General features: G+C 67.1%; 15 protein-coding genes and 1 pseudogene. 2 read left to right on the forward strand and 14 right to left on the reverse strand.

All coding sequences use genetic code 11. From position 1 onward, the window contains the following. Positions 1-495 precede the first annotated feature (495 nt). The 7 genes and pseudogenes from IHV25_RS01630 to IHV25_RS01665 form a co-directional block, all read right to left on the reverse strand. Positions 496-3,651: an efflux RND transporter permease subunit gene (locus IHV25_RS01630; protein ID WP_192533218.1), complete on the reverse strand. Its 3,156-nt coding sequence runs from the start codon at positions 3,649-3,651 to the stop codon at positions 496-498. A 30-nt stretch (positions 3,652-3,681) separates the two neighbouring features. Further along, the gene (locus IHV25_RS01635; RefSeq protein ID WP_192533219.1) at positions 3,682-4,953 is read right to left on the reverse strand and encodes an efflux RND transporter periplasmic adaptor subunit; all 1,272 of its coding nucleotides are present in this window, start codon (positions 4,951-4,953) and stop codon (positions 3,682-3,684) included. 49 nt (positions 4,954-5,002) lie between these two features. After that, positions 5,003-5,590 carry a TetR/AcrR family transcriptional regulator gene (locus tag IHV25_RS01640; RefSeq protein ID WP_192533220.1) on the reverse strand — a complete coding sequence of 196 codons (588 nt, stop codon included), beginning with the start codon at positions 5,588-5,590 and terminating at the stop codon, positions 5,003-5,005. A gap of 462 nt (positions 5,591-6,052) precedes the next feature. Beyond that, on the reverse strand, positions 6,053-6,658 hold the full coding sequence (locus IHV25_RS01645) for a HupE/UreJ family protein (RefSeq protein ID WP_192533221.1): 606 nt from the start codon (positions 6,656-6,658) through the stop codon (positions 6,053-6,055). Between the two features lie 222 nt (positions 6,659-6,880). Then, positions 6,881-7,618 (reverse strand): hypothetical protein, encoded by a 738-nt coding sequence (locus IHV25_RS01650; RefSeq protein WP_192533222.1) that lies wholly within the window; start codon positions 7,616-7,618, stop codon positions 6,881-6,883. 463 nt (positions 7,619-8,081) lie between these two features. Then, positions 8,082-11,396: pseudogene (gene cas9, locus IHV25_RS10605) on the reverse strand (type II CRISPR RNA-guided endonuclease Cas9). Between the two features lie 377 nt (positions 11,397-11,773). Continuing rightward, entirely contained in the window at positions 11,774-13,831 is a 2,058-nt protein-coding gene (locus IHV25_RS01665) for a TonB-dependent receptor (protein ID WP_192533225.1), read from the reverse strand. Positions 13,832-14,174: 343 nt separating this feature from the next. On the opposite strand from IHV25_RS01665, the gene IHV25_RS01670 reads away from it, so the two are divergent. After that, entirely contained in the window at positions 14,175-15,488 is a 1,314-nt protein-coding gene (locus IHV25_RS01670) for an MFS transporter (protein ID WP_192533226.1), read from the forward strand. A gap of 301 nt (positions 15,489-15,789) precedes the next feature. Here IHV25_RS01670 and IHV25_RS01675 read toward each other — a convergent pair whose 3' ends face one another. The 5 genes from IHV25_RS01675 to rplU form a co-directional block, all read right to left on the reverse strand. Further along, positions 15,790-16,080 (reverse strand): YciI family protein, encoded by a 291-nt coding sequence (locus tag IHV25_RS01675; protein WP_192533227.1) that lies wholly within the window; start codon positions 16,078-16,080, stop codon positions 15,790-15,792. A 40-nt stretch (positions 16,081-16,120) separates the two neighbouring features. After that, entirely contained in the window at positions 16,121-17,269 is a 1,149-nt protein-coding gene (gene proB, locus IHV25_RS01680) for a glutamate 5-kinase (protein ID WP_192533228.1), read from the reverse strand. Further along, a complete protein-coding gene (gene obgE, locus IHV25_RS01685; RefSeq protein ID WP_192533229.1) occupies positions 17,257-18,315 on the reverse strand; it encodes a GTPase ObgE in 1,059 nt (352 codons plus the stop codon). Before obgE ends, proB begins: the two co-directional genes overlap by 13 nt. 88 nt (positions 18,316-18,403) lie before the next feature. Beyond that, a complete protein-coding gene (gene rpmA / locus IHV25_RS01690; protein ID WP_192533230.1) occupies positions 18,404-18,661 on the reverse strand; it encodes a 50S ribosomal protein L27 in 258 nt (85 codons plus the stop codon). A 34-nt stretch (positions 18,662-18,695) separates the two neighbouring features. Then, on the reverse strand, positions 18,696-18,998 hold the full coding sequence (gene rplU, locus IHV25_RS01695) for a 50S ribosomal protein L21 (protein ID WP_192533231.1): 303 nt from the start codon (positions 18,996-18,998) through the stop codon (positions 18,696-18,698). 198 nt (positions 18,999-19,196) lie between these two features. Between rplU and IHV25_RS01700 the strand changes: the two genes are divergently transcribed. Then, positions 19,197-20,300: an anhydro-N-acetylmuramic acid kinase gene (locus tag IHV25_RS01700; RefSeq protein ID WP_420825406.1), complete on the forward strand. Its 1,104-nt coding sequence runs from the start codon at positions 19,197-19,199 to the stop codon at positions 20,298-20,300. 431 nt (positions 20,301-20,731) lie between these two features. On the opposite strand, the gene topA is transcribed toward IHV25_RS01700, so the two are convergent. Further along, positions 20,732-23,587: a type I DNA topoisomerase gene (gene topA / locus IHV25_RS01705; protein WP_192533233.1), complete on the reverse strand. Its 2,856-nt coding sequence runs from the start codon at positions 23,585-23,587 to the stop codon at positions 20,732-20,734. A 210-nt stretch (positions 23,588-23,797) separates the two neighbouring features. Then, complete coding sequence (gene dprA, locus IHV25_RS01710; RefSeq protein ID WP_338048566.1) at positions 23,798-24,922, reverse strand: DNA-processing protein DprA; 1,125 nt, start codon at positions 24,920-24,922, stop codon at positions 23,798-23,800. Between the last annotated feature and the right edge of the window lie 46 nt (positions 24,923-24,968).

The raw sequence follows: 24,968 nt of genomic DNA on the forward strand, positions 1-24,968 counted from the left end.
TCGGGCGGCGTCACCGCACCGACCGGCGCCCGGCGTGGCAGCCGGCCTGGCACGTCAGGACCCGGGCATCCAAAACCCGGTCCCGACAGGGAACACCCGGGTTCCGGTATCCAAGGCACCGGCCGCCCGCCCGGGCACGGGCCCGGCGTGCACCCCCCGTCATGAAACACCCGGAGCGACCGCTCCGGCTCACGCGACGCGCGGCGGCTGCCCCCGCAGAGGGCATCAACACACATCGGGTGGCGTCACCGCACCGACCGGCGCCCGGCGTGGCAGCCGGCCTGGCACTTGGGGGCCCGGGCATCCAAAACCCGGTCCCGACAGGGAACACCCGGGTTCCGGTATCCAAGGCACCGGCCGCCCGCCCGGGCACGGGCGATCTCCGGCGCTCCGGGGTACAGCCCACCGCGGCCCGGAAGCGCCGGTGCCATGAAAAAAGCCCCCGGGGATGTCCCCGGAGGCTTCGTGTCAGTCGGGATGAGCCGGCCCCGTGGCCTAGACGGCCGGACGGGGAGCGGCACCCTCGAGGCGGGCCTTCTCCTCCTCCAGGTTCAGGGCCTCGATACCCTGCTCGCGGATCAGATCCTCCTCGGTCCGGCGGTGATCGGAGGCAAGGAACGTGTAGATCACCGGAAGGATGAAGAGGGTGAACAGCGTCCCGATGGACATGCCGAACACGATCACGATCGCGATGGCGTGGCGGCTCTCGGCCCCCGCACCCTTCGACATGAGCAGCGGGATCAGCGCGAACACCATGGCCGCCGTGGTCATCAGAATGGGACGCAGGCGCAGGGATGCCGCCACCAGAATGGCCTCGGTCTTGCTGAGGTTCTCCTGGATCTGTCGCTCCTTCGCCACCTCACACATCAAGATGCCGTGCTTGGTAATCAGCCCGATCAGGGTCACCAGCCCCACCTGTGAGTAGATGTTCATACTCAGCGAGCCGCCGGGCAGGTGGGAATCCACCACAAGGGGAATGAGCGCCCCCGAGATGGACAGCGGCACCGAGACCATAATGACCAGGGGGTCACGCAGGCTCTCGAACTGGGCCGCAAGGACCAGGTAGATGATGATCAGGGCCAGGACGAAGGTCAGCACCAGGGTGTTGCCCTCTTTCACGTACTGGCGCAGCGGCCCGGTGTAGTCGATGGAGTAGCCCTTGGTCAGCAGCTCGGAGCCGATGGCCTTCAGTCCGTCCAGAACGTCCCCGGCCGTGAAGCCCGGCATGGGCACACCCGAGATGGTGAACGAGTTCAGCTGGTTGAACTGGTTCAGCACCTGCGGCTGGACCTCGGTCGTCTCCGTGATCAGCGACGAGAGCGGGATCAGCTCCCCGGAATCGGTCCGCACATGGAACCGGCCGATGGAGTGGGCATCCCGGCGCATGTCGTCCGGCACCTGCTGGATAACCTTGTAGGAGCGGCCGCCCAGGTTCACACGGGAGATGTAGTTGCCACCCGTCATGAGCGCCATGGCCATACCGATGTCCTGCATGGACACGCCGTAGGCGCCGGCCTTGTCCCGGTCGATATCGATGCCCAGACGGGGCGTGTCGAACTCCAGGTCGTTGTCCACGTAGATGAGAAGGCCGCTGGCCTTGGCCCGGCGCAGGAACTCGTCGGCGATTTCCGCCATGGCCTCGTAGGACGAGGTGGAGGTCACCACGAACTGGATCGGCAGGCCGTCGGCACCCGGAAGAACGGACGGGGCAAACGACACGGCGCGCACGCCGGCCAGGGTGTTCAGGGTTCCCTGGAAGTCCCGCTTCATGTCCATTGTGGTGCGGTCGCGCTCGCCCCAGGGCACCATGGTCACACCGCCAAAAGCCGTGTTGATGGTGCCGCGTCCGCCGCCCAGCAGGAAGGTCCGGTCCACCTCGGGATAGGTGCCCCGGTTCATGAGCTTGTCATGCATCTCCAGAAGCCAGGTGTTCATGTAGTCGTTGTTCGCCTGCTTGGGCCCCTGGAGGGAGGACAGCAGGGCGCCCTGGTCCTCCTCGGGAGCCAGCTCCGAGGGAATGGACAGGAACAGGAACGGAAGCGACACGAACACGATGAGCGCGAAGATCACCGCCGGAGCCCGGAACTCGAGGTTCCCCTTCAGCAGCCGCACGTAGATGTGCTGGACCTTGTCGAAGATGGCGTCCAGCCGGGCCGCGAGACCGTCCTTCGGCTCCTGGCGGAGGATCTTGGAACACATCATGGGCGACAGGGTCAGGGCCACGATGCCCGAGACCACCACCGAGCCCGCCAGGGTCAGGGCGAACTCCTTGAACAGGGCCCCGGTGATGCCCCCCATGAAGGCAATGGGCGCGTACACGGCCGCCAGGGTGATGGTCATGGAGATGACCGGCGCCGCGATTTCCCGCGTGCCGATGATGGCCGCCTGGAAGGGCGACTTGCCCTCCTCGATGTGGCGGTGAATGTTCTCCACCACCACAATGGCGTCGTCCACCACAAGGCCGATGGCCAGCACCACCGCAAGCAGGGTCAGCAGGTTGATGGAGAAGCCCAGCGCGACCAGGATGGCGCAGACCCCGATGATGGACAGGGGCATGGTCACCACCGGAATGGTCACCGAGCGCAGGGATCCCATGAACATGAAGATGACGAACGTCACGATGACGACAGCGATCCAGATGGTCTCCACCACCTCGGCAATGGAGGCCTCGATGTAGGTCGTGGAGTCATAGAAGATCTCGGCGCTCATGCCCTCGGGCAACTGGCGCTTGATGTCGGGCAGGACGTTGGTCTTGAACTCCTTCATCACGGACAGGGGGTTGGCCTCGGGCGTCCCGTAAAGGGCCATGAACGAGGCCACCTTGCCGTTCGCGAACATGGAGGCGTCCGTGTTCTCGGCCGCGAGCTCGACCGAGGCAATGTCCCGCAGACGGACCAGGCGCGATCCGTCGTTGAAGACCACCAGGTTGTTGAACTCCTCGACGTCGGTCAGGTCGGTCCGGGCCTTGAGGTTGAAGGTCTCCAGGTCCGACTTGGTGGCGCCCGCCGCCGAGGTGTAGCTGTTGGCCGTCAGGGCCTGCTGCACGTCCATCGGGGTCAGGCCCTGCTGGGCCATGCGCTCCGGATCCAGCCAGACACGGATGGAGAAGCCCAGGTTTCCGAACACCTTCGGCTCGGAAATGCCCGGGATGGCCGAAATGACCGGCTTCACCGTCCGGTTCAGGTAGTCAACGATCTGGCTCGACGAGTGGTCATTCGAGTAGAAGGCGACGAAGGAAATGGGGAAGGTGTCGCCCGTGTCCTTCACGATCACCGGATCGTCCATGCCGCGGGGCAGCACGGAGCGCACCTCCGAGACCTTGGACGAGACCTCGGTCATGGCGGCGTTCGGATCCGAGTTCAAGATCACGTACGCCTTGATCTGGCTGGTGGACTGGTACGAGCTGGACACGATGTAGTCCAGGCCCTCGGCGGTGGCGATGGACTCCTGAAGCGGCTGGGTGATGAACCCCTGGATCAGGTCCGCGTCCGCGCCCGGATAGTTCACCGACACCGTGATCACGGTGTTCTGCATTTCCGGGTACTGACGCACCTGGAGCTTCAGCGCCGAATTGAGCCCCACCACAAAAATCAGCAGGCTCACGACCGTCGCGAGAACGGGCCGGCGGATGAAAATGTCAAAAAGATGCATAGCCTGGTGTCCGTCCTATCTCTCGACCGGTCAGTGAATGCGGGTGGGGACGACTTCGGTGTCCGAGATGAAGATGTTCGAGCCGGACTCGAGCTTCATCTGGCCCGAGGTCACCACCCTCTCGTTCTCACTCAGCCCCTTGACGATGACCACCCGGTCGTCCTGACGGTCGCCCACCACCACCATGCGGCGCTCGACCGCGTACTGGCCCCAGGGCTGGTCCCGGGCGTCCCGCAAGATGACGTCCGCCGACTTCTCGAGGGTCGCCTTGCGGACAGCGTCCTTTTCCCCGGCGGCCTGCTTCTGGAGAGCCGCCGCCTGGTCCTCGGCGGCCTTCATCCAGACGCTGCGGCGCTTCTCCCAGTTGGCCCGGTCGTCCTCCGACAGGTCGGTGACAACGAACACCGTGTCCCCCGACAGCTGGTAGGTGACGGCGGTCGCCGGAAGCACGATGACCGCGTCCTCCCGGTCCTGCACCGCCTCGACGCGGGCCAGCATGCCGGGCCGCAGGGCGAGGTCGGGGTTTTCAAACAGGCCCTCGACGCTGACCATGCCGGTGCGCACGTTCACCAGGGGCGCGATGGCGGTCACCCGGCCCTCGAACACCCGTCCGGGGGAGGAGTCCACCGTCATGCGCAGCTTCTGCCCCACCTTCAGCAGGGACAGCTGGCGCTGGGAGACGGTGAAGTCGGCAAAGATCGAGGAAATGTCCTGGAGGTTCACGATCACCTGACCGGGCGCCACGTACTCGCCCAGGTCCACCTCGCGAACGCCAAGGAAGCCCTCGAACGGTGCCATGATGGTCTTTTTCGCGATCCGGGCCTCGATCTGGGCGCACGACGCGCTGGCCACCTCGAGCTGGGCAACCGCGTCGTCCAGGTTGGCCTTGGTTCCGGCGGACGTCCGCACCAGGGAGCGGGCCCGCTCGGCCGTGATGCTCGCCAGCTTTTCCGTCGCCCGCGCCGAGGCCAGCTGGCTCATCTCCTCGGAGATGTCGAGCTGCACAAGAAGCTGGCCCGCGCTGACCCTCTCGCCGGACTGGAAGTCGATGTGGCGCACCTGCCCCGAAACCTCGGCGCTGACGTCCACACCGTTGATGGCCCTCAGGGTGCCCACCGCCGGAACCGTCTCCGCCCACTGCTCCAGAGCCGCCTCGCCCACGGTCACCGTGATGACCGCCTTGGGGAAGGCCGCCAGAAACTTGTCCCGCGCGCTGTTGGCAAAGAGCACAAACGCGATGAGACCGCCAAAAATAACCACGCCCACAAGCGAAGCCACAACAATACGGGCAACCCGGTTCATGATGTCCTCTTGAAAAGCCGATACAACAAAGCCGTAAAATAACCGCGTGTCAGCTCGCCGAAGCGGCCGCCACCGGGCGTCCCGGGGTCTCATCCTCCCCGGCAAGCAGCCCGCTGAGCAGGTTTCCCCTCAGCCGGGCCAGCGTCTCGTCATCGTAAAGCTGGAAGCCCATCGCCTGGTTCAGGAACAGACCGTCAAGCCCCATGGAAATCAGGGCGGCCCGGTCCCGGTCCGGCGCATCGGACATGATCCGTTTCATGGACAGCTTCATCATCGTGTTCACCGGCTTGAGCATGGCGGGATTGAGCGCCATCGCCGCAAGGCAGGCCGAGCTTGCCGGATCGGATCCGGGGCTGCCGGGATCGAAGAAGTATCGCACATAAGCCCGCAGCCAGCGATAGGGGCCCTGGGGCTCCTGCTCGTAAAGCTGGAGAAGGCGGGTTTCCTGATCGCGCACCAGACGCTCGATCATAGCCTCGATCAACTCGTCTTTGGAGGCAAAATGATAAAGGACGCCACCTTTGGAGAGCCCCGCCTGACGGGCGGCCTCGTCCAGGGTCAGCTTCGTCGGCGCGTTCTCCCGAACGATGCGGATCGCGGCATCGATAATCCTGGAGCGTGTTTTCCTCGCGACCATTCGTCCCATTCCTCCCGATGCGAATATAAACCGGCCGGACGGTCCAGAAACAAGGGGCCCGGATCCGGACGAACTCGGGACATCCCCGTACCGGCGCCCGGCAGCAAGGGCGCATGCACGCACCCACCTCCGGACAGGCTCTCGGTCCGGGGGTCATACTGAACCGTCCAGACGGTTCTGACAACAGATATCTCTCCCGTAATACCTGCTTATTTTAGTCTGGTAAAGGGCCGGTCCGCGAAAAATCCGCAAAACCCTGCGGAAATGCGCGCACTGCGTGCAATAGGAGACCTGGGAATAGCGGGAGAACAGGGGGCTGGAGCCCGGGGCCCGGAGCCGGGACGCCCCGAGCGGGCACACGAGGAGCGTGCCACACGAGGAGCCCACCACACGAGGAGCCCGCAACACGAAAAGAAAGGGCCGGGTGATCCCGGCCCCCGAACCCGGCGCCCCGATCCGGGCCTAGAACAGGGCCTGCCCCAGGATCACCAGACCGGCGGCGGCGCCAATGGCTCCGGCGGAGCGCACGGCAAACGCACCATGGGCCTCGCCGACCCGCCCGATCAGGAAGCCTAGGCTGATTCCCGCCAGGTGCAGCAGCATGGTGGCCACCAGGAAGCCGAGCCCGTAGGCATATCCCGCAACGGTTTCGGGCATCTCGGCGCCGTGGGCGTGACCGTGGAACACGGCAAACACGGCGACCAGCGACAGAAGACCCGCAAGGGGGACGCCCACGCGGAACGCCACCGCCAGCCCGAGAACCACCACGGACAGGGCAATGCCCACCTCCACAAACGGGACCGACACGCCCGCCATTCCCAGGGCGCCGCCCAGGGCCATCACGCCGACAAACGTCACCGGCAGAGCCCACAGGGCCCGACCGCCCAGCTGCCAGGCCAGAATGCCGACCATGACCATGGCCAGAAGGTGGTCCAGCCCGCTGACGGGGTGAAGAAAACCGTGGGCGAACCCGCTGGTGGAGCCGAATCCCGTATGGGCCAGCGCCACCTGGGGCCACAGGGCCACCGCAAGGGCCGTTGCTCCAAGTCCTGAAATTCTCCTGACCATTCCTGTCTCCCTCGTTTTTGTGATGCGGCCTGGCCGCAGCCTTGTCATGCGGCGGGGCCGCTGCTTTGTCATGCGGCGGGGCCGCTGCGACCATTGAAGCACAACCGGGACGGCGGTCAACGGGGAAACGCCCGCAGCCCCGCGAGGCCGGGCGGGAGCCGCGGGTCCGGCGGTGCCGGGATCCGCCCCGGCCACGGAAAATCCGCGCAGGCAGTGGCGGGGTCAGCGCCCGGAGGGCAGCGGAACCAGAGACTCGACCGTGGCCCGGACCCGGTCCAGGTTGCGCTCGAACAGGTCGTCGGGGGCGGTGTAGATCAGAAGGTGCACGGCGGCGATGTCCGTGCGCGGGAAAATCAGGATCCACTGGCGCACGGGCCCGCTGGCCCCCTGGAAGCGCACCACGGCCTGGGCCCCCGTGTCCACAAGGGCGCCGGGGGCGACGCGCAGGGGCACCTCGGTCAGCACCTCCCAGTCGCCGCCCCGGTTTTTCAGGGCGCCGATGTAGTCGGCGATCATGGCCCGGGCTCCGGCGGACGGAGACACCGGATCCGGGTTCTGCTGGTTTGTCAGGGTCAGGGTGGTGAGCCAGTCCGGCGTGTTCTCGGGACCGGAAAACACCAGGGTGTGGTCGTTGACCTGCCGGGCGCGCCAGCCGGAGGGCACGCTCAGGGCCACCCCCATCCCCGGCGGACGCAAAAGCTCAGCGGCGCCCGGAGCGCTGGGCGCCGGCCGCCCGTCTTGCCCAGACCGGCTGCCCGAGGGGGCCCGGGCCGACGGCACCGGAGGCTTCGGAGGCGCCGCGGGGCGCACCGTCGTGTCCGCCGCGCCCCGGGGCTTGGGAGGCGGAGGCAGCGGGGGCGAGCCGGGCCCCGCCAGCGCCGGGGCCGTCCACAGGAGGACCAGGGCCCCGCACACCAGACGCCCGGGAAACCGAAGGCGCGAAAAAAGCGACATGTCCATCCCTGCCTCATGATCCTGGCCCCACCGATGACCGGCAGCGGGCGCCGCACACCCGGGGATTTAATCAGAACCACGGCACCGGGTCGAACGATCTTTCACGCTGTGAGGCGCGCTGCGGCTTGCGGACGCTTCTCCATCTGATACACTCTCGGTCGGATAGACGGTCTCCCCGTCCTGGCTGCGGCTTGCGGACGCTTCTCCATCTGATACACTCACCTTGCGAGCCGGGTCGCCCCGCCCCTTGCTGCGGCTTGCGGACGCTTCTCCATCTGATACACTGGAGCCGGGGCCTGCATGATAATGACCTGTGCTGCGGCTTGCGGACGCTTCTCCATCTGATACCCTTGGGCCGGGTGACCGGATCGTGATCCGGCCCCTCAATCACCAGCTGGCGGTCCCGGACACTGAGGCGGGTGCCCGGCCTGGAGAACTCCAGACCCTTGCCGGGCATCACCGGACCTGCTCAGTCCCGTGCCGGACGGACACGGCCAATGGGATCGATGGAGACCTTCCGCCCCCGCCCATCCAGAATTAAAGGCAAAAGACCGGTAACGCCCGGTCGATACAGTTTCTTTTCATCCCCTGAAGCGTCGTCATGACGCTTCAGAACAACCCGCCCACTATCCCAGACGCTGGTCACGATCCAGACTCCCCTGCGCTCCCCGTCCAGGTACTCGAAGGCCTCGCCCTGGCACAGGGACAGGACGAACCGGGCGCCGTCGTCCCGCTCCCGGCGAACCACGCTTTCGCGCCGGGCCAGGCGCTGGCGGGCCGTCAGAAGGCTGACCACCTCGAACGTGCCCTTGCCATCCGGTTGCTGGTACAGGGCGATGTGATGGTTGTTCCCCAGCGCCACAAAGCCTGTGGCCGTCTCCATCATCACCGAGGGCTGCCTCACATCAATCACGCGCACCTTCCGGATCTCCGGACCGTTTTCCGAAACCCGGGGGAAGGTCGCGAACGCCTTTTTGGGCTTGCCCCCATTGGCGGCGATATGACTGGCAACAATCTCTCTGACGCGCTCATCGCGAATGCGGTTGTCACGGTTTTCTTTCAACTCGTTGTCCGTCAGACCCGCGACGGACTTCCGGCCGACCACGCGCCGGTAGAGAACGCCTTTCTTTATCACGTCCTCCCCGGTGTCGCCGTACACGGTTTCCTTATGCAGGGGGCCGGACAGCTTGCGCCCGGTCACCTTGTGGGAGACCACCAGAGACCTCAGACGCGACGCCGCGTCCTCGCGGATCGAGGGCCATGGCCTGGGAATGACCGGCTCGCGGACCCCGGACTCGGGAGTGTCGCGGGCGGCCCAGTACGTGCCCAGCGCCTGGGTCGCCCGCCGGTCCAGGCAGGCCACCACAAGAGCGTCCACCGCATGGTGGCGGTGGTCGTCCCGGTTCTTCTGCCCGTCGTCGGACAGGAGGTCGTTCAGCTCCCACAGGCGGCGCATGAGGGCCGTCATCTGGCCGCGAACCGTCTCCACCGGCCCCTCTCCCGTGGCTCCCGTGTCCGGCCAGAGACGCCGCAGGGAGGCGGCCGCCGAGCGGGCTGCCCAGCCGGTGTCCGTCAGCTGCCGGTTCACAAAGTCCTCGGGGATCGAGTCCGCCCGGAAGCGCTTGAGCTTTTCGGCCGGGAATGAACGCTCGTCCGCCCAGCCGGAGATCCGGGTGATTATGGCCTCCCACCGCTCGCGGTCGTGCCCGAAGGCCTCGCGCGGTGTGCGCTTGCCCTTCTCCCTGTTCACAATCGCGCAGCAGAGGGTCTTGTTGGCCATGCTGTCATCCAGGGATTCGGAGCGGGGCCAGATGTGCTCGATCTCGTAGCGGCCGGTGTGAAACAGATCCTCGAACTCAATCTTTCTGCCCGTGTAGGGGCAGTGCTCCGCGGTTTCCTTCCAGAGAAGCCACTTGTCGATGTCCCGGCCCGAGGGCTCGGGCAGCCCTGCCTCCAGAAGCTACTTGCGGGCCTGATCGCGCTTCTTCCGATTGTCTTCCATGCGCGTTTGGGCCTCGGCCCGCTGTTTCGCCGAGCGGGCCACCTCCCGGGTGACCTCGATGCGGATGGTGTCGGGGCGGCCGTACGCGGCAATCAGGTTGTTCACCACCTTGCGCAGCTCGTTTTGAACCCGCACCACCGTGGGATTGCGCAGCTTTGACAGGCGGGCCTGCTCGTCGGGGTGGGCCGGACTGGGCAGACGGCCTGAACAGTCGTCTGTCGGCTTCTCCGGCTCCGGAAAAGTCTCGGTGCGCCACGCGTCCCACTCGGGACCGCTCAGAAGCGCGCCGAACTTCACGCCCTGCTCCAGGTGGGGCAGAAAGGCCTCGAGCGCCCGGGGGGAGAAAGGCTCCCAGCCCGAGGGCAGCGTCAGCTCCCTGATCTTCGCGGCCTGCTCGTGCGTGATGCCAAAATCCCGGACGAAGCTGTCCGCGGCCTCGGCCCGCCGTCTCTCCCGCTCCCGGGCCGGGAGGATCACGACCCGCTGCTGCCGGATCGGATCACCGTGCGGGGTCTGGCGCTCCCTGGGAATCCGTTCGTAATCCGCGCCCCAGAGCCGGGCGTGCAGGGCATCACGAAGGGCCTGCTTGTGCGGATGATCGGCCCACTCGTCACCGAAAACGGCGGCCAGCTTCTGCTCCACCGCATTGCCCTGGAGCTCCTTCTTCCCTCCGTCCTCCAAATTGAAGCGCAGCTTTTTCTGGGCTCCCTTCTCGCCCCGGGCGGCATAAAGCGGGGCCAGGGCATTGCGCACGCCAGCCCAGGTCATGGAAACCCGGGTTTGCAAAACGGCCAGGATGGCGGCCCGCTCCTCCTCGTCCAGGGGCCGGGCGTTGCCTCCCACCAGAGCCAGATCGTTCAGCTTCTCGAGCATGCGCTTTTGCGCGGACAGCCAGGTGCCCTTTGGACACGTCTCCTCCCCCGGCCAGAGCCGGCAGGTGCCCAACGTCGAGAGTCGCCAGAACACGGGGCGCTGGAAGAAGATGATCTCCCGGAGGCTGTCGCGCAGGGCCTCGTCCGCCAGCCGGGGGTGGTGGACGCTCTGCGCGGCCCAGAGCCGGTCGAACTCCGCCTCCACGTCCTCGCGCAGGGCCCGAACACCCCGAAGCCGCTCGTTGTAGCGGGGGGCGGGGCGACCGGACGACGCTTTCCAGTACGGCACGTTTTGCTGGTGCAGCAAGCTGCCCAGTGTGGTGTTCTCGTCCTGCAACCGTTTGTGAAGGGCCTCGGCCTGAGCCTTCATGGCCTTCTCGTCGTCATCACCCCCCGCCGCGGCCGCAGCTTTTGGCGTCCTGGATTTCTTTTTCGACCCGGGCTCCGGGGCGGCTCCGGCGACGCTGTCCTCGCCGGTCTCGTCCTCCTCCAGGTCGCGGCCCTTGAAGTGCCGCCGCTTGGCCAGGTGATACAGGGCCCGCCCCAGCTGGTAGGGCTCCAGTGCCTCCGTCAGCCCCCGGTGGCGGTACGCATACGGGCAGATCCCCTCCCGCTCGTCCACCCTCATGACCCGGTCCCACTCGGGCGTGCCGTACGCGGGCAGAAGACCGGCCTCGTGAAGCGCCTCTGCAAGAGCCCGGCGACGAAGCCTGCGGCGACGCACCTGGCGGCGCGTCATGCGTTTGGCCCGGCGCTCCTGGTTCAGGGGCTGGTTTTTCTTGCCCCGCCCCTCGGGGAAAACCCGCACCCCGAGGCCCTCAAGCTCCACCGGCCGGCCCTGCGCATCACTCCGGACCACAGCCCAGCCGATCGATGTGGTTCCCACGTCCAGCCCATAAATCAGCCCCATGCTCCACCCCGTGTTTTCATTTGCGATTTCCAGACGAGGTAGTAAACTACATTTGTATCAGATGGAGAAGCGGCCGTTTGTCGCAAGCAAATTGGTCCTTCGCGAGGGCTCGGCATCCCAGGACCGCCTGCCGGACATTACAAAAACACCCCCCGCCAAACCGGCAGGGGGTGTTTTTTCTTGGGCCTCGAACTCACGTGTACGGGAGCGGAGGCAAGAACCCAGCGCCCCCCGGTACCCCGAGCGCCGGCCGCCCGTCCCCCGCAGACCGGCTGCCCGAGGCAACCCGCAAAAAGGGCCCGGAAGACCCCGAAGAGCGCTGGCCCCGACACCACACTGCGTCGCGGGAACCACGCCCTCCGGAATCCCTCCCGAAATTACCAGCGGAAACTGACCTGGAGGCCAAGCTCCCGCGGCGCACCGAGCTGGGCTCCGACACCCTCGAACGCAACGGTGCGGTACTTCTTGTCCAGAAGGTTCCGGGCGTAAACACCGGCCTCGATTCCGTACCCCGTGTCCCACATGAGACTGGCGTCGAGCGTCATGTAGCTTCCCTGACGCAGACTGTTGCTCTCGTTGAAGTGGAAGGGGCCGTTCTGGCGAACCGCCACCCGGGAGCGAAGCTGGTCCTCCGGTCCATAAAGCCCGTCCCAGGCCACCAGGAGACTGTAGCGCGGGGCGTACGCAACCCGTTTGCCATCATACTGTCCGCTGGTGAAACGGGCATCGTTGTACATGCCCCCGACGGACAGCACATGGCGCTGGAAGAGGGCCGATTTCCACGTGGCCTCCACGCCGGTGCTGCGGGCGTTGCCCATGTTGGCCAGGTACTGCTGCCCGGCCGTTCCGGTGTAGCCCTGGACATCCCGGCTGAAAATCCCGTAGCCGGTCACCTCGGCCGAGTGACGCCAGTCCGGAGCATGCCACTTCCAGCCCACCTCGATATTGGTGGCGGTCTCGGACTTGTAGGCGGTGGCGTCCCGCACCGAGACCCCTTCCTTGTTGAAGCCGCCGGGCTTGAACCCCTGCCCGAGCCCCACCCAGACCCGGTTCAGGTCATTGGGCAGCCAGGCCAGGGCCACACGCGGCGTAACCGAAAAGAAGCTGTCGTGGTTTGAATAATAGTGCTCGTCCGATCCGTCGACGAGGATCATCTCGGACTGGGCATTTTCCAGAGAAGCGCGCGCACCGGCGCTGACCTCCCACTGCGGATGGAAGCGCCAGGCCCCGTCGACAAAGACCGCGTAGTTGTAGACGTCGTTGTTCGACATCTTTCCGCCCATGCCCCACGTGCCGGCGGATTTGTTCTCATGTTCAAAGCGCAGCTTCTGGAACGACATCCCCATCAGCGCCGAGACATCGCCGTTGTCGTAGTTGGCCCGCAGCTCGGAATAGACGCTGCTCTGGGAGTCCACGGTGTCCGTGCCGTCCCAGAAAAGGCGGTCCAGGTCCATGACCTGGTACGAGGCAATGCCCTTGAGGCTCCACTCGCCGGAGAGCTCGTAGTCCGCGTCCCAGGAAATATCCTTCAGAACGCGCCTCAGGCTCGGCTCGTCGGTTGCGCCCACATCGCTCCAGACGACCTTCGAGCGGGACAGCGGGGAGAAGGGAACAAAGTATTCCTCGTGGGAACGATAGCGCTCGATCCCCGCACGGACCTTTGTTTCCAGGGGCCGGGTGGGGGACCGATAGTGAAGTGACGCCCATCCCCCGGTGGTGTCCGAGGTATCCACGTCCTTTTTACCCCGCTCCGGATTGTCGAGGGAGCCGAAGTAGCGCTCGTCCATGGCCATGGCCTGGACCGCCCAGCCGCTCTCGTGATAGCCCGAACTCGCCCCCAGATGGGCCCGCGTGCCACGCCCGTAGTAGTCTCCGCCACCCCACACGCCGGGCTGCTCCCCGGGCCCCCGGGTGACCATGCTCAGAACACCCCCCAGAGTACCGCGTCCGTAGATCACGCCCTGCGGCCCCTTGAGAAGCTCCACCCGATCGATCCCCAGGAGAGACTGGGCATAGCTTTGCGAAAGCTGGGGCACACCGTCGACATACAGACCGACACCCGGAGAGAAAAAGTCCGCGCTGGACTGACCCCGGATGGTCATGTTGTTGTAGATCCGCGCGCTGCGATTCATGTTGGACAGCTCGGGAAAGACGCTGCCCAGATCCTCGGTCCGGGTCACCACCGCGGCCTGAAGCTCGTCGGCCGTGCGAACCGACACGTTTCCGATCACATCGAAGCTGTTCTGGTCACGCTTGGTGGCGGTCACCTCGACCGGAGCAAGATGCAGAGCCGTCGCGCTCTCCCGATCTGTCGAGGCGCCCGAAATCCCCGGTTCCCCGGATGGGTCGGCCACTCCGGACGAGGGCTGCGCAAGGGCAGGCGCGGCCGTTCCAAGGGCAACGGCAGACGCCGTGGCAAGCCAGAACCGTCTCATCTTTCTTCCTTCCCCCTTTTTTGACGCCCGGGTGTGCCGTTCAGGGAGCACCACCGCGAAACGCCCCGTTTTCAGTCTTACGGTGCACGTCACATGCCTCTGGTGTCGAAAACCCGCACGGAACGCACCCTTCCTGTTTGACGAAACGCGAACAGAAAACGCGCAAGGTTCCCCCTGCGTGACCGCCCGCGCCGATTGCGACTGATAGTCAATGTCTATCGTTGAGAAAAAGTCAACCGGAAAAACCGCTTGCCTGCCAAGATAGTGATACGCATTATCACTCAATCTTCGACGTAAAACGCTCCGGGCAACACCCGGGTAACGCGAGGGGCGGACACCACCCATGCGACACGATACGGTCCCGCAGACCGGACAGGCACAGGGCACACCCACAGCGTCCCTGGCACGCCTGGTTCCGGCGATTGGGAGCATCTACATCGCCCAGACCCTGGTCTCGATGATTGCCATGCAATCCGTGCCGGCGCTTTTGCGCGACGCCGGAGTGCCTCTGGAAATGATCGGTTTCAGCGCCCTGTTCATGGCCCCCTGGGTTCTGAAAGTCCTGTGGGCCCCACGCATCGAGCGCTGGCGCCTGCCTCCCCACCGGACCCGCCGTTTTTCCAAACGGATCATCCTGTCCGGACAAGCTCTCCTGGCCCTGGTGTTCGCGGGGACGGGCCTGATGGTCGGGAACGCCACACTCGAGACCCTTGCTGTGGGGCCGCTCTTCGCCGCACTGGTTCTCGCCGCGTTTCTGGCCGCCAGCGTGGACATCGCCTGCGACGGTATGGCCGTGGATCATCTGGATGCCCGGTCCCGCCAGTGGGGGAACCTGGCCCAGGTGGGCGGTGGCTATGTGGGCTTTCTTTTGGGAACCAGCGTCTTCCTGATTGTCTGCGCCCACTTCGGACCGGGAACGGCTCTGGTGTGCTCGGCCTGCTTTATCGCGGCCCTGGGGCTTCCGCTCCTCGGTTTTTCCGAAAGCCCTCGGGAGCCGGGGTCGGCTGCGCACCATCCCGGGCTTCGCCACGCCCTGTCCCGGCGGGAGATCCGCCAGGGGCTGCTCGCCCTTGTCCTTCTGGAGGCCGGATTGCGCACGGCCACTGGCCTGATCGGGCCGCTGCTGGTGGACCGGGGGGCGGACCTGGAGTTCATCGGCTGGCTGTTCGGCGGCTTTACGGTGGGCTGCGGCCTGGCCGGAGCCGTTCTTGGCGCCGTCCTTGTCCGTCATCTGGGGGCCTGGCGGGCGGTGGTTCTCGCCTATGGCTTCCAGGCCGTAATCCTGGCAAGCCTCGCTCTCGCGCTTGATGCCCCGCTGGGTCTGCTGGCGACCCTGATCGGGCTGAAGTTCTCGCTGATGGCGGCGGGCCTGGTCTCCCTCTACAGCGCCCTTATGGGGCTGACCAGCCCCCGCCAGGCCGGAGTGGACTTCACTGTCTTCCAGAGCGCCGATGCTCTGGTTGCCCTTCTGGGAGGGCTCCTGGGAGGCTGGCTGGCGGGACGCTGGGGCTATGGCGCCAGCTTTGTCACGGCCGCCGGCTGCGCCGCAGTCGCGACACTGATCGTGGCCTGCCGGACCCCCGGAACGGACACCCCCAGCGCGACGACAGAGCCCGGAAGCGGTCTGTCCGCTGACACGTCGGGTGCGCCCTCATGACGCACTCCGCCGCAGCCCGCGGCATCACCCCGTCCGGGGAATCCGATTACGATATTCCCCCGGCCGACCTGCAAAACGCCCCGGACCGGGGAGACGGATCCACCCCGGGGCTCGGTCCGGCGCCCCCTCAGGGCAGCGCCTTTCGGTCCCGGGGACGGGATCCTGGGTGTGGGCCCGGAAAGCGGGACCGGCGTGACACCCGTCGCAGAGGCCCGCGCCCCGGGGCCCGGGGCCGTGCCGTCGAGCCGCCGGCCTCCCTGCGCGTCGGACAGGCGGCCTGGCGGCGTCGTGCGGTGCGGGTCTAGCGGCCCGCCAGAGCCCGGGCGTCCTCCGAGAACTTGTTGGGCTCGAACTCGATGATCTCGACCTCGGCCACGCTGTTTTTCACGTAGGGGTCCTGGGCCACGATGGCCTCGAGGGCCTCCCGGCTTTCGGCGCGGGCCAGGATGATCCCGCCCACAGGCGGCGTGCGGCGGCCGGACAGCAGGAAAACGCCCGCCTCGTACTGGCGGTCCAGCCATTCAAAATGAGCCGGACGAACCCGATCGACCTCGTCCAGAGACGCGATGTAACGCAGGGAAATAATGAACACGGGCAGGATCCTCCTGAAATGCCGCACGGCGACGTTGGGTCTAGTCCTCGTTCAGGGCCATGTCGTCGCGGTGGATGAGCTCATCCTTGCCGCGGTAGCCCACGAGGGATTCGATGTCCGCGGTCCGGTGCCCGGCCAGCAGACGCGCCTCGTCCGAGGGGTAGGCAATCAGGCCCTTGCCCAGAATGCGCCCGTCGGGAGCCACAATCTCCACCGCCGCGCCGCGCTGGAAGTCGCCCTCCACACTGCGGACCCCCGCCGGCAGAAGCGAGCGCCCCCGGCGCAGGGCACCGACCGCGCCCTCGTCCAGGTGAAGGCGCCCCTCGGCGCCCAGGCTTCCGGAAATCCAGGCCTTGCGGGTGCTGTGGGGCTCGCTGCGGGGCAGGAACCAGGTGCACCGCGCCCCGTCCCCCAGCCGCGCCAGCGGATTGAGCGGGCTGCCCCGGGCAATGACCATGGCACAGCCCGCCTCCATGCACAGGCGCGCGGCAATCAGCTTGGTCACCATGCCGCCGGTGCCGTGGGCCGTTGTGGGCTCTCCGGCCATGGCGGCGATCTCGTGGGTGATGTGGCGCACCTCGGGCACGAAGACCGCGTCCGGATCCTTCGAGGGATCACTGGTGTAGAGGCCGTCGATGTCCGACAGCAGGACCAGCACATCCGCGCTGGCCATCTGGGCCACCCGGGCCGCCAGCCGGTCGTTATCGCCGAAGCGGATTTCCTGGGTGGTGATGGTGTCGTTCTCGTTGATCACGGGGACGGCGCCGTAGCCCACCAGCGTTTCGATACAGCTGCGGGCGTTAAGGTAGCGGCGCCGGTTCTCCGAATCATCCAGGGTCAGCAGAAGCTGCCCCGCGCTGACCCCGTGCTGGCGGAAGGCCTCCTGCCAGGCGTTGGCAATGCAAACCTGGCCGACGGCGGCCAGCGCCTGCTTCTCGTGCAGCCGCACGCGCCCGGCGGGGAAGTTCGGCGCCAGACGCCGCCCCACGGCCACCGCCCCGGAGGACACGATCAGGATCTCGCGCCCGGCGTTCTTCAGGGCCATCAGATCCTGCACAAGGGCATCCAGCCAGGCCCGGCGGATGACGCTGTCCCGGTCGTCCACCAGGAGGGCCGAGCCCACCTTCACAACAATGCGTTTGGCCCGGCTCCACAGCTCGGAGCCGGCGGCAGAGGTCAGGGGCTCCATGGAGCGGCCTCGCTGTCGGTGCTGTCGGGGTCGAAATCGTCCGGATCCTCGGGGCGGCGCTCCCGGCCGATCTGCTCGGACAGAAGGCGCAGCACGGGCGTGAGCCCCTCGCGCGAGAGGGACGAGAACGCGTGGACCGGCCCCCCGGTGACGGCCTGAAGAGCCTGCTTCTGCTCCTCGACCAGTTCGGGGATCAGGGAATCCGTCTTGGTCAGGGCCACGATCTCGGGTTTGTCCGCCAGGCCCTGGCCGTGGGCCTCAAGCTCGCCCCGCACGGTCTCCCAGGCACCGGCCACGTCGTCCTGGGTCGAATCAATCAGGTGGAGAAGAACCGGGCAGCGCTCCACGTGGCCCAGGAACCGGGTGCCCAGACCGGCGCCCTCGTGGGCGCCCTCGATCAGGCCGGGAATGTCGGCCACCACGTACTCCCGGTCGTCCTGGTAGACCACCCCGAGGTTCGGGTGCAGGGTCGTGAACGGATAGTCGCCGATCTTCGGGCGGGCCCGGGTCACGGCGGCCAGGAACGTAGACTTGCCCGCATTGGGCAGGCCCACCAGGCCCACGTCCGCGATCAGCTTCAGGCGCAGCCAGACCCAGGTCTCCTCGCCCGGAAAGCCGGGGAGCGCCTTGCGGGGCGCCTGGTTGGTGGAGGTCTTGTAGTGCTCGTTTCCGAAGCCGCCGTCGCCGCCGCGCAGGATGACGAAGCGCTCTCCGGCGGTATCCATGTCGCGCAGAAGGGTCTCCCGGTCGTCGGCCAGGATCTGGGTGCCCACCGGCACCCGGATGACCAGGGCATCCGCCGACTTGCCGGTGCGGGAATCCCCCGAGCCGTCACGGCCGCGGGCCGCCTTGAAGTGCTGCTGGTAGCGGAAGTCGATCAGCGTGTTGAGATTGGCCACCGCCTCGAAGATCACGTCTCCGCCCCGGCCACCGTTGCCGCCGTCCGGACCGCCGAACTCGACATACTTCTCGCGACGGAAGGCCACGCAGCCGTTTCCTCCGTCCCCGCTCTTCAGATAGATTTTAGCCTCGTCGAGAAACTTCATCGCCTTTGCCAGCCCTTCGCGGAAATGAAAAAAAGGGAGAGCCCCGGGGCATCTCCCTTTTTTATCGGTTACATGCCCGGCCCGGAAATCAGGCGGACGGAAGCACCGAGACGTACATGCGACGCTTGTAGCCCTTGTGGAACTTCACGTTGCCGTCCGAGGTGGCGAAGATCGTGTGATCCTTGCCGATCCCGACGTTCTCGCCCGGGTGGTACTTCGTGCCACGCTGGCGGATGATGATGTTCCCGGCCGCGACGCACTCGCCACCGAACTTCTTCACGCCGAGGCGCCGACCCTCGGAATCGCGGCCGTTTCTGGAACTGCCACCGGCTTTCTTCTGTGCCATGGATTGATCTCCTCAAACCTGCCTGATACTCAAATCAGGCGCCGGTGATGCCCGTGATGCGGACGCGCGTCAGGTGCTGGCGGTGTCCGTTCTTGCGGCGATAGTTCTTGCGACGCTTCTTCTTGAAGATGATAACCTTCTTGTCGCGAAACTGCGAGACAACCTCGCCCGTGACAGTAGCGCCAGCGACCGTCGGTGTCCCGACCTTGTTTCCCACGGCAAGCACGGTATCGAACGCGATGTTCGCGCCCTCCTCGGCGTCCAGCTTTTCGATGTCAATCACATCGTTTTCTGCGACCTTGTACTGCTTGCCGCCCGTCTTGATGACCGCGAACATGTCGTGAGTCCTTATCTTTATTCGGTTTTTAAGGCAAAAGCGAACCCGCCGCCCCCAATCGGGGACAGCGGAAAGAGCGCGCACTATGGCGATTTGCCGAAACTGAGTCAATGGGTGTTTTGAAAAAATGCACAGGTCGGCTATGTCAGGACACACAGAAAGGGGCGCCGGGCGCGCCGCCCGCGGGAAGGAATGGAAATGACACACGGAACGGACACACCGGGCGCCGATATTCTGGCCCTGGGGCTGATGAGCGGCACCAGCCTGGACGGAATCGACGCCGCCGTGATCCGCACGGACGGGGAGCGGGTCACCGGCTTCGGGCCCTCGGTGACGGTTCCCTACAGCGACCGTGAGCGCGCGCGCCTGCGGCGCTGGCTGGGGCACTGCCCCGGGACATCCGAACCCCGGGAGACCGCCGCGAACCGCCTGGTCACGGACCTGCACATTCGCGCCGTCACGACCTTTCTGGAGCAAACCGGCCTGCGCCCGGACCTGGTCGGCTTCCACGGGCAGACGTTCTATCACGCCCCGGAGCGCGGCATCACCTGGCAGGCCGGGGACGGGGCCCGCCTGGCCCGGGAGACCGGGCTCCCGGTCGCCTGGGATTTCCGGACCGCGGACGTGCGGGCGGGTGGAGAGGGAGCCCCCCTGGTCCCGGTCTATCACCGGGCTCTCGCCCGTGACCTGCCCAAGCCGCTGGCCATCCTGAACATTGGCGGAGTCGCAAACGTGACCTGGATCGGCCGGGATCCGCAGCCCCCTCCGCTGGCCTTCGACACCGGGCCCGGCAACGCGCTGATGAACGATTTCATGACCGCCCGCCGGGGTCTGGCCCACGACGAGGGCGGACAACTGGCCCGCAGCGGCCGCGTCGATTCCCAGGCGCTGGCGGCGATGATGGACGCTCCCTTTTTCCGGCGCCCTCCCCCCAAATCCCTGGATCGGAACGCCTTTTCCCGAGCGCCGGCCGAGCCCCTGTCCGATGCGGACGGGGTGGCCACCCTGGGGGCCTTCACCGTCGAGAGCGTGCGGCGATCCCTGGACTGGCTGCCGGAGCGCCCGCTACGCTGGCTGGTGTGCGGCGGCGGACGGCACAACCGGTTCCTGATGGAGGGTCTGGCGACGGCCCTGGGCGCGCCGGTGGATCCGGTGGAGGCGGTGGGCTGGGACGGCGACGCCCTGGAAGCCCAGGCCTTTGCGTTCCTCGCGGTCCGCTGCCGGACCGGGGCGCCCCAGACCTGGCCCACGACGACCGGGGTGCCCCACCCCCTGGCCGGGGGCATCCTGACCCTGCCCTGAGGCCCGGGGGCGAAAACAGGGGAACTGTCACGGGGCCGGGGCTGGAAGAAACCCAATCCCGACACCCCGCCCGATCACCGGATTTCCCGTGACAGGGTCACACCCGATCCCCGGGACACCCCGGCTGGCGCACAACGCCCCCCGGAAGAGGCCGAACCCGCGCGCCACAACCAGCGGGCCACCGGTCTGCGGGGCGCGACACGCGGCCCCGCCCCGAGCCCCGAAGCAACGTCAGATTTTGCGGCGGGGCCGGGGCCGGGCCTGGAAGAAACCCAATCCCGCACCCCACCCGATCACTGGAATTCCCGTGACAGGGTCTCACCCGATCGCCACGCCCCCACTGGCGCGCAACGCCCCATCAGCAGGAGCACCGTCAGGACCAGTCACACCCGATCCCCGGGACACCCCGGGACCGGAGGTGTGGTCCCGGATCAGGCGTCGTCCGCGGGGGAGGCTCCGTCAGCGTCAGCCCCCGCTGCAGCCTTGGAGGCGGCCGCCTTCTTTGTGGTCGCCGCCTTCGTTCCGGCTTTGGCGGTGGTGGCTTTTTTGGCCGCCGTCTTTTTGGCGGGCGCGGCGCCGGCGTCCCCATCCGCCCCGTCGGCGGACGTTGCGGCTTTCTTCGGGGCCGCTTTCTTTGTGGCCGCGGTCTTTGTCGTTGTCTTTGCCGCTGTCTTCTTCGCCGTCGCGCTCTTGGCTGCGGTCTTGGCCGGTGCCTTCTTGCGGGTGCCGCCGGCGGCCTCCTTCTCGGCCCGGGCGGCCAGAAGCTCCAGCGCCCGCTCAAGGGACAGGCTCTCCATGTCCTCCGCCTCGGCGGCGGGGATCGTGGCCCGCAGGGTGCCGGTCTGCACGTAGGGGCCGAAGCGGCCGCTGTGCACGGTCACGGGCTTGCCGGTCTCGGGATGCTCGCCCAGGCTCCGGGCCGGAGCACGGGCCCGACCGCCACCGCGCCCGGGCTCGGCCAGGGTCGAAACCGCGTGGTTCAGCCCGATGGTGAGCACCAGAAGCGGATCGTCCTTGGGCAGGGACTTGTAGACGTCGCCGTGCTTCAGGTAGGGCCCGAACCGGCCAATCCCGGCGGAGACCATCTGGCGGGTCTCCGGGTGCTCGCCGATATCCCGCGGCAGGGACAGAAGCTTCAGCCCGGTGCCCAGGTCAATGGTGGTCATGTCCACCCCGGCGGGGATGGAGGCCCGGGGCGGCTTCACCGCCTTGACGCCGGCGGCCTTGTCGGCCTTCACCGCCTCGCCCTTCTGGATATAGAAGCCGTAGGGCCCCTTGCGCAGGGTGACCTCCAGCCCGTCCAGGGGGTCTGTCCCCAGAACCTTGGTGCCGTCGTCCCCCAGCGCCTCGCCCCCGTCGTCGCCCTTGCTGACCAGGGGCCGGGTGAAGCCGCACTCCGGGTAGCCGGAGCAGCCCACGAAGGCGCCGAACTTTCCGATCCGCAGGGACAGGCGCCCCTCGCGGCACTTGGGACAAACGCGGGGGTCGGTCCCGTCCTCCCGGGGCGGGAAGAGATGGGGCCCCAGCTCGGCGTCCAGCGCGTCCAGAACCTCGGACACCCGCAGATGGGCCGTCTCCTCGATCGCCGCATGGAAGTCCACCCAGAAGTCCCGAAGCACGGTCTTCCAGCCCAGAGTCCCGGCGGAAATCTCGTCGAGCCGGTTTTCCAGGTCCGCCGTGAACGAGTACTGGACATAGCGGTTGAAGAAGTTCTCGAGGAAGGCCGTCACAAGGCGGCCCCGGTCCTCGGGCATGAAGCGCTTGGATTCCAGGCGCACGTAGCTGCGGTCCTGGAGCACGGAGATGATCGAGGCATAGGTGGACGGACGGCCAATCCCCAGTTCCTCGAGCTTCTTGACCAGGGAGGCCTCGGTATAGCGGGGCGGCGGCTGGGTCGTGTGCTTGTTGGCAAGGACGCTCTCGCGGCCCACGGACTCCCCCGCCACCAGCGGCGGCAGAAGGCGGTTCTCGTCGTCGCCGTCGTCGGTGCGGTCGTCGATGTCCTCGCGGTAGACCCGCAGGAAGCCGTCGAACCGGATCACCGAGCCCGTAGCCCGCAGGCGCACGCTCTCGCCCCGGTCGCCCACATCCACCGCCACCTGGTCCAGCACCGCGCTGGCCATCTGGCTGGCGATGGTGCGCTTCCAGACCAGCTCGTACAGGCGGGCCTGCTCGGCGGTCAGGTACCGGGCCACCTGGGCCGGCTTGCGGGACAGGTCCGTGGGACGGATGGCCTCGTGGGCCTCCTGGGCGTTCTTGGCCTTGGTCTTGTACAGGCGGGGCTGGTCGGGCACGTAGGCCGGACCATACTCGGACCCGATCACCTGGCGGGCCTGATGGATCGCCTCGGGGGCGATGGAGACCCCGTCCGTTCGCATGTAGGTGATGAGACCCACGGTCTCGCCGCCCAGGTCAATGCCCTCGTAGAGCTTCTGGGCCACGGTCATGGTCTGGCGGGCGGAGAAGCCCAGCTTGCGCGACGCCTCCTGCTGGAGCGTCGAGGTGGTGAACGGGGCATAGGGGTTGCGCCGGGCCTGCTTGGGCTCGACGGAGAGAACCTCCAGCGCGGCTGCCTCCACCGCCCGGACGGCGGCAAGGGCCTCGTCCTCGGTCCCGAGAGCGAAGCGGTCCAGCTTGACGCCCTTCAGGTGGGTCAGCTGGGCCCGGAAGGCCTCGCCCTTTCCGGACTGAAGGACCGCGTCCACGGTCCAGTAGTCCCGGGCGCGGAAGGCCTCGATCTCCTGCTCCCGCTCGCAGATCAGCCGCAGGGCCACAGACTGCACCCGCCCGGCGGACCGGGATCCGGGCAGCTTGCGCCACAGGACCGGAGACAGGTTGAAGCCCACAAGATAGTCCAGCGCCCGGCGGGCCAGGTAGGCCTCCACCAGCGGACGGTCCAGATCCCGCGGGGCCGCGATGGCCTCCTCCACCGCCCGCTTGGTGATGGCGTTGAAGGTGATCCGCCGGACGGTCTTGTCCTTCAGGTGCTTGCGGCTCTCCAGGATCTCGCGCACGTGCCAGGAAATGGCCTCGCCCTCGCGATCCGGGTCCGTGGCCAGAAGCAGTGTGTCCGCATCCTTCAGGGCCCGGGCGATCTCGCGCAGGTGCTTTTCGGAGCGCTCGTCCGTCTCCCAGTCCATGGAGAAGTCGTCGTCCGGCCGCACCGACCCGTCCTTCGCCGGAAGGTCGCGCACATGCCCGAACGAGGCGAGGACCGTGTAGTCCTTGCCCAGATACTTGTTGATGGTTTTCGCTTTCGCGGGGGATTCGACAACAACAACGCGCATGGGGGAGCGATACCTGAGTCTAGAGGACGAACACCGCCCCCCGTTCCCGCGGACTGGGAGTCCGGGACCGGAAGGCCAGGCGAGGCAGGGACAAGACCCGTCCCGGAGGTCCGTTCAGGCACCGGGCGGCAGCGGCCCGGGTGCCCGGCAGACAGAACCGGAGTGAACAGGACAGCAAACCGGACCGGATGCCCGGGATGGGACGCCGTGTCAGGCGTCCGGACCCTGTGGTCCCGGGCGCGAAACCCGATTGCCCGGATGGCGGGTCAACCGCCCGGCCAGCTCGAGTTCCAGAAGGACCACGGAAACAGCAAGTGGTGACATTTGACACCGCCGGATCAGTTCGTCAACAGGGATGGGCGTTTCATCGAAGGCATTGCACACTCGCTCCCGGGCGTCCTCGAGCTCATTTTCCGGAGGAATTCCGGAGGCCGGGCCCTGGAAACGGGGCAGATCGGGCTCGGACACGGGGCGGGAAAGATAGGGCTCCAGCACCTCGAGAACGTCGTGCGCACTCTCCACAAGGGCCGCGCCGCTGCGAATCAGGCTGTTGGGGCCGCGGGCCCGGGCATCCAGCGGAGAGCCCGGAACCGCCATGACCTCGCGGCCCTGCTCCAGCGCAAGGCGGGCGCTCAGGAGCGAGCCGGAGCGGGCGGCCGCCTCCACCACGACAATCCCGAGGGCCAGGCCGCTCACGATGCGGTTGCGCCGCGGAAAGTGGCTGGCAAAGGGCTTCACGCCGGGGGGCAGCTCGGACACCAGGGCCCCGGCGCCCCGGATGCTCTCGTAAAGCCCGGCGTTCTCGGCGGGGTAGACCACATCCACGCCGCCGGCCATGACCGCGACGGTGCCCGTCTCGAGCGACCCGGCGTGGGCCGCCGAATCGATCCCCCGGGCCAGACCCGAGACCACCACAAGCCCGGCCTCCCCCAGCTCGCGGGCCAGACGCTCGGCAAAGCGGCAGCCGTTGGCCGAGGCGTTCCGGGCGCCCACAATGGCCACCACAGGGCGGCGCAGCAGGTCGGGCGTTCCCAGAACCGTCAGAACCGGAGGGGCATCATCAAGGGCTGCAAGAAGAGGGGGATAGGCCGGATCGCCCAGGAACAGGAGCTTGGCCCCCAGCGCGGTGAGGGCTTTCTTCTCGTCCTCCACCGCCTGGACCGGGCAAATCCGGATGGCCCGCTTGCCACCCCGGCGGGCCAGATCCGGCACCGCCCGGATCGCCGCGGTGGCGCTCCCGTACACGGACATGAGCTGGCGCCAGGTCACCGGCCCCACATTCTCCGAGCGGAACAGGCGCAGCCGGTCCCTGTATTCCGTTTTATCCGGCCTCACCCCCGACGCTCCCTGTCCGTCCGTCTTTTGTCTCTGGCCCGTTCGG

It is taken from the genome of Phaeovibrio sulfidiphilus (assembly GCF_014861485.1).
Lineage (GTDB): Bacteria > Pseudomonadota > Alphaproteobacteria > Rhodospirillales > Rhodospirillaceae > Phaeovibrio > Phaeovibrio sulfidiphilus.

Bases quoted from the DNA above. Each gene is read 5' to 3' on its own strand.
- topA (WP_192533233.1), bottom strand. From the start codon at position 23,587: ATGCGCGTTGTTGTTGTCGAATCCCCCGCGAAAGCGAAAACCATCAAC.
- IHV25_RS01650 (WP_192533222.1), bottom strand. From the start codon at position 7,618: ATGGACATGTCGCTTTTTTCGCGCCTTCGGTTTCCCGGGCGTCTGGTG.
- rplU (WP_192533231.1), bottom strand. From the start codon at position 18,998: ATGTTCGCGGTCATCAAGACGGGCGGCAAGCAGTACAAGGTCGCAGAA.
- proB (WP_192533228.1), bottom strand. From the start codon at position 17,269: ATGGAGCCCCTGACCTCTGCCGCCGGCTCCGAGCTGTGGAGCCGGGCC.
- IHV25_RS01630 (WP_192533218.1), bottom strand. From the start codon at position 3,651: ATGCATCTTTTTGACATTTTCATCCGCCGGCCCGTTCTCGCGACGGTC.
- IHV25_RS01645 (WP_192533221.1), bottom strand. From the start codon at position 6,658: ATGGTCAGGAGAATTTCAGGACTTGGAGCAACGGCCCTTGCGGTGGCC.
- obgE (WP_192533229.1), bottom strand. From the start codon at position 18,315: ATGAAGTTTCTCGACGAGGCTAAAATCTATCTGAAGAGCGGGGACGGA.
- IHV25_RS01640 (WP_192533220.1), bottom strand. From the start codon at position 5,590: ATGGTCGCGAGGAAAACACGCTCCAGGATTATCGATGCCGCGATCCGC.
- rpmA (WP_192533230.1), bottom strand. From the start codon at position 18,661: ATGGCACAGAAGAAAGCCGGTGGCAGTTCCAGAAACGGCCGCGATTCC.
- IHV25_RS01635 (WP_192533219.1), bottom strand. From the start codon at position 4,953: ATGAACCGGGTTGCCCGTATTGTTGTGGCTTCGCTTGTGGGCGTGGTT.
- IHV25_RS01665 (WP_192533225.1), bottom strand. From the start codon at position 13,831: ATGAGACGGTTCTGGCTTGCCACGGCGTCTGCCGTTGCCCTTGGAACG.
- IHV25_RS01700 (WP_420825406.1), top strand. From the start codon at position 19,197: ATGACACACGGAACGGACACACCGGGCGCCGATATTCTGGCCCTGGGG.
- IHV25_RS01670 (WP_192533226.1), top strand. From the start codon at position 14,175: ATGCGACACGATACGGTCCCGCAGACCGGACAGGCACAGGGCACACCC.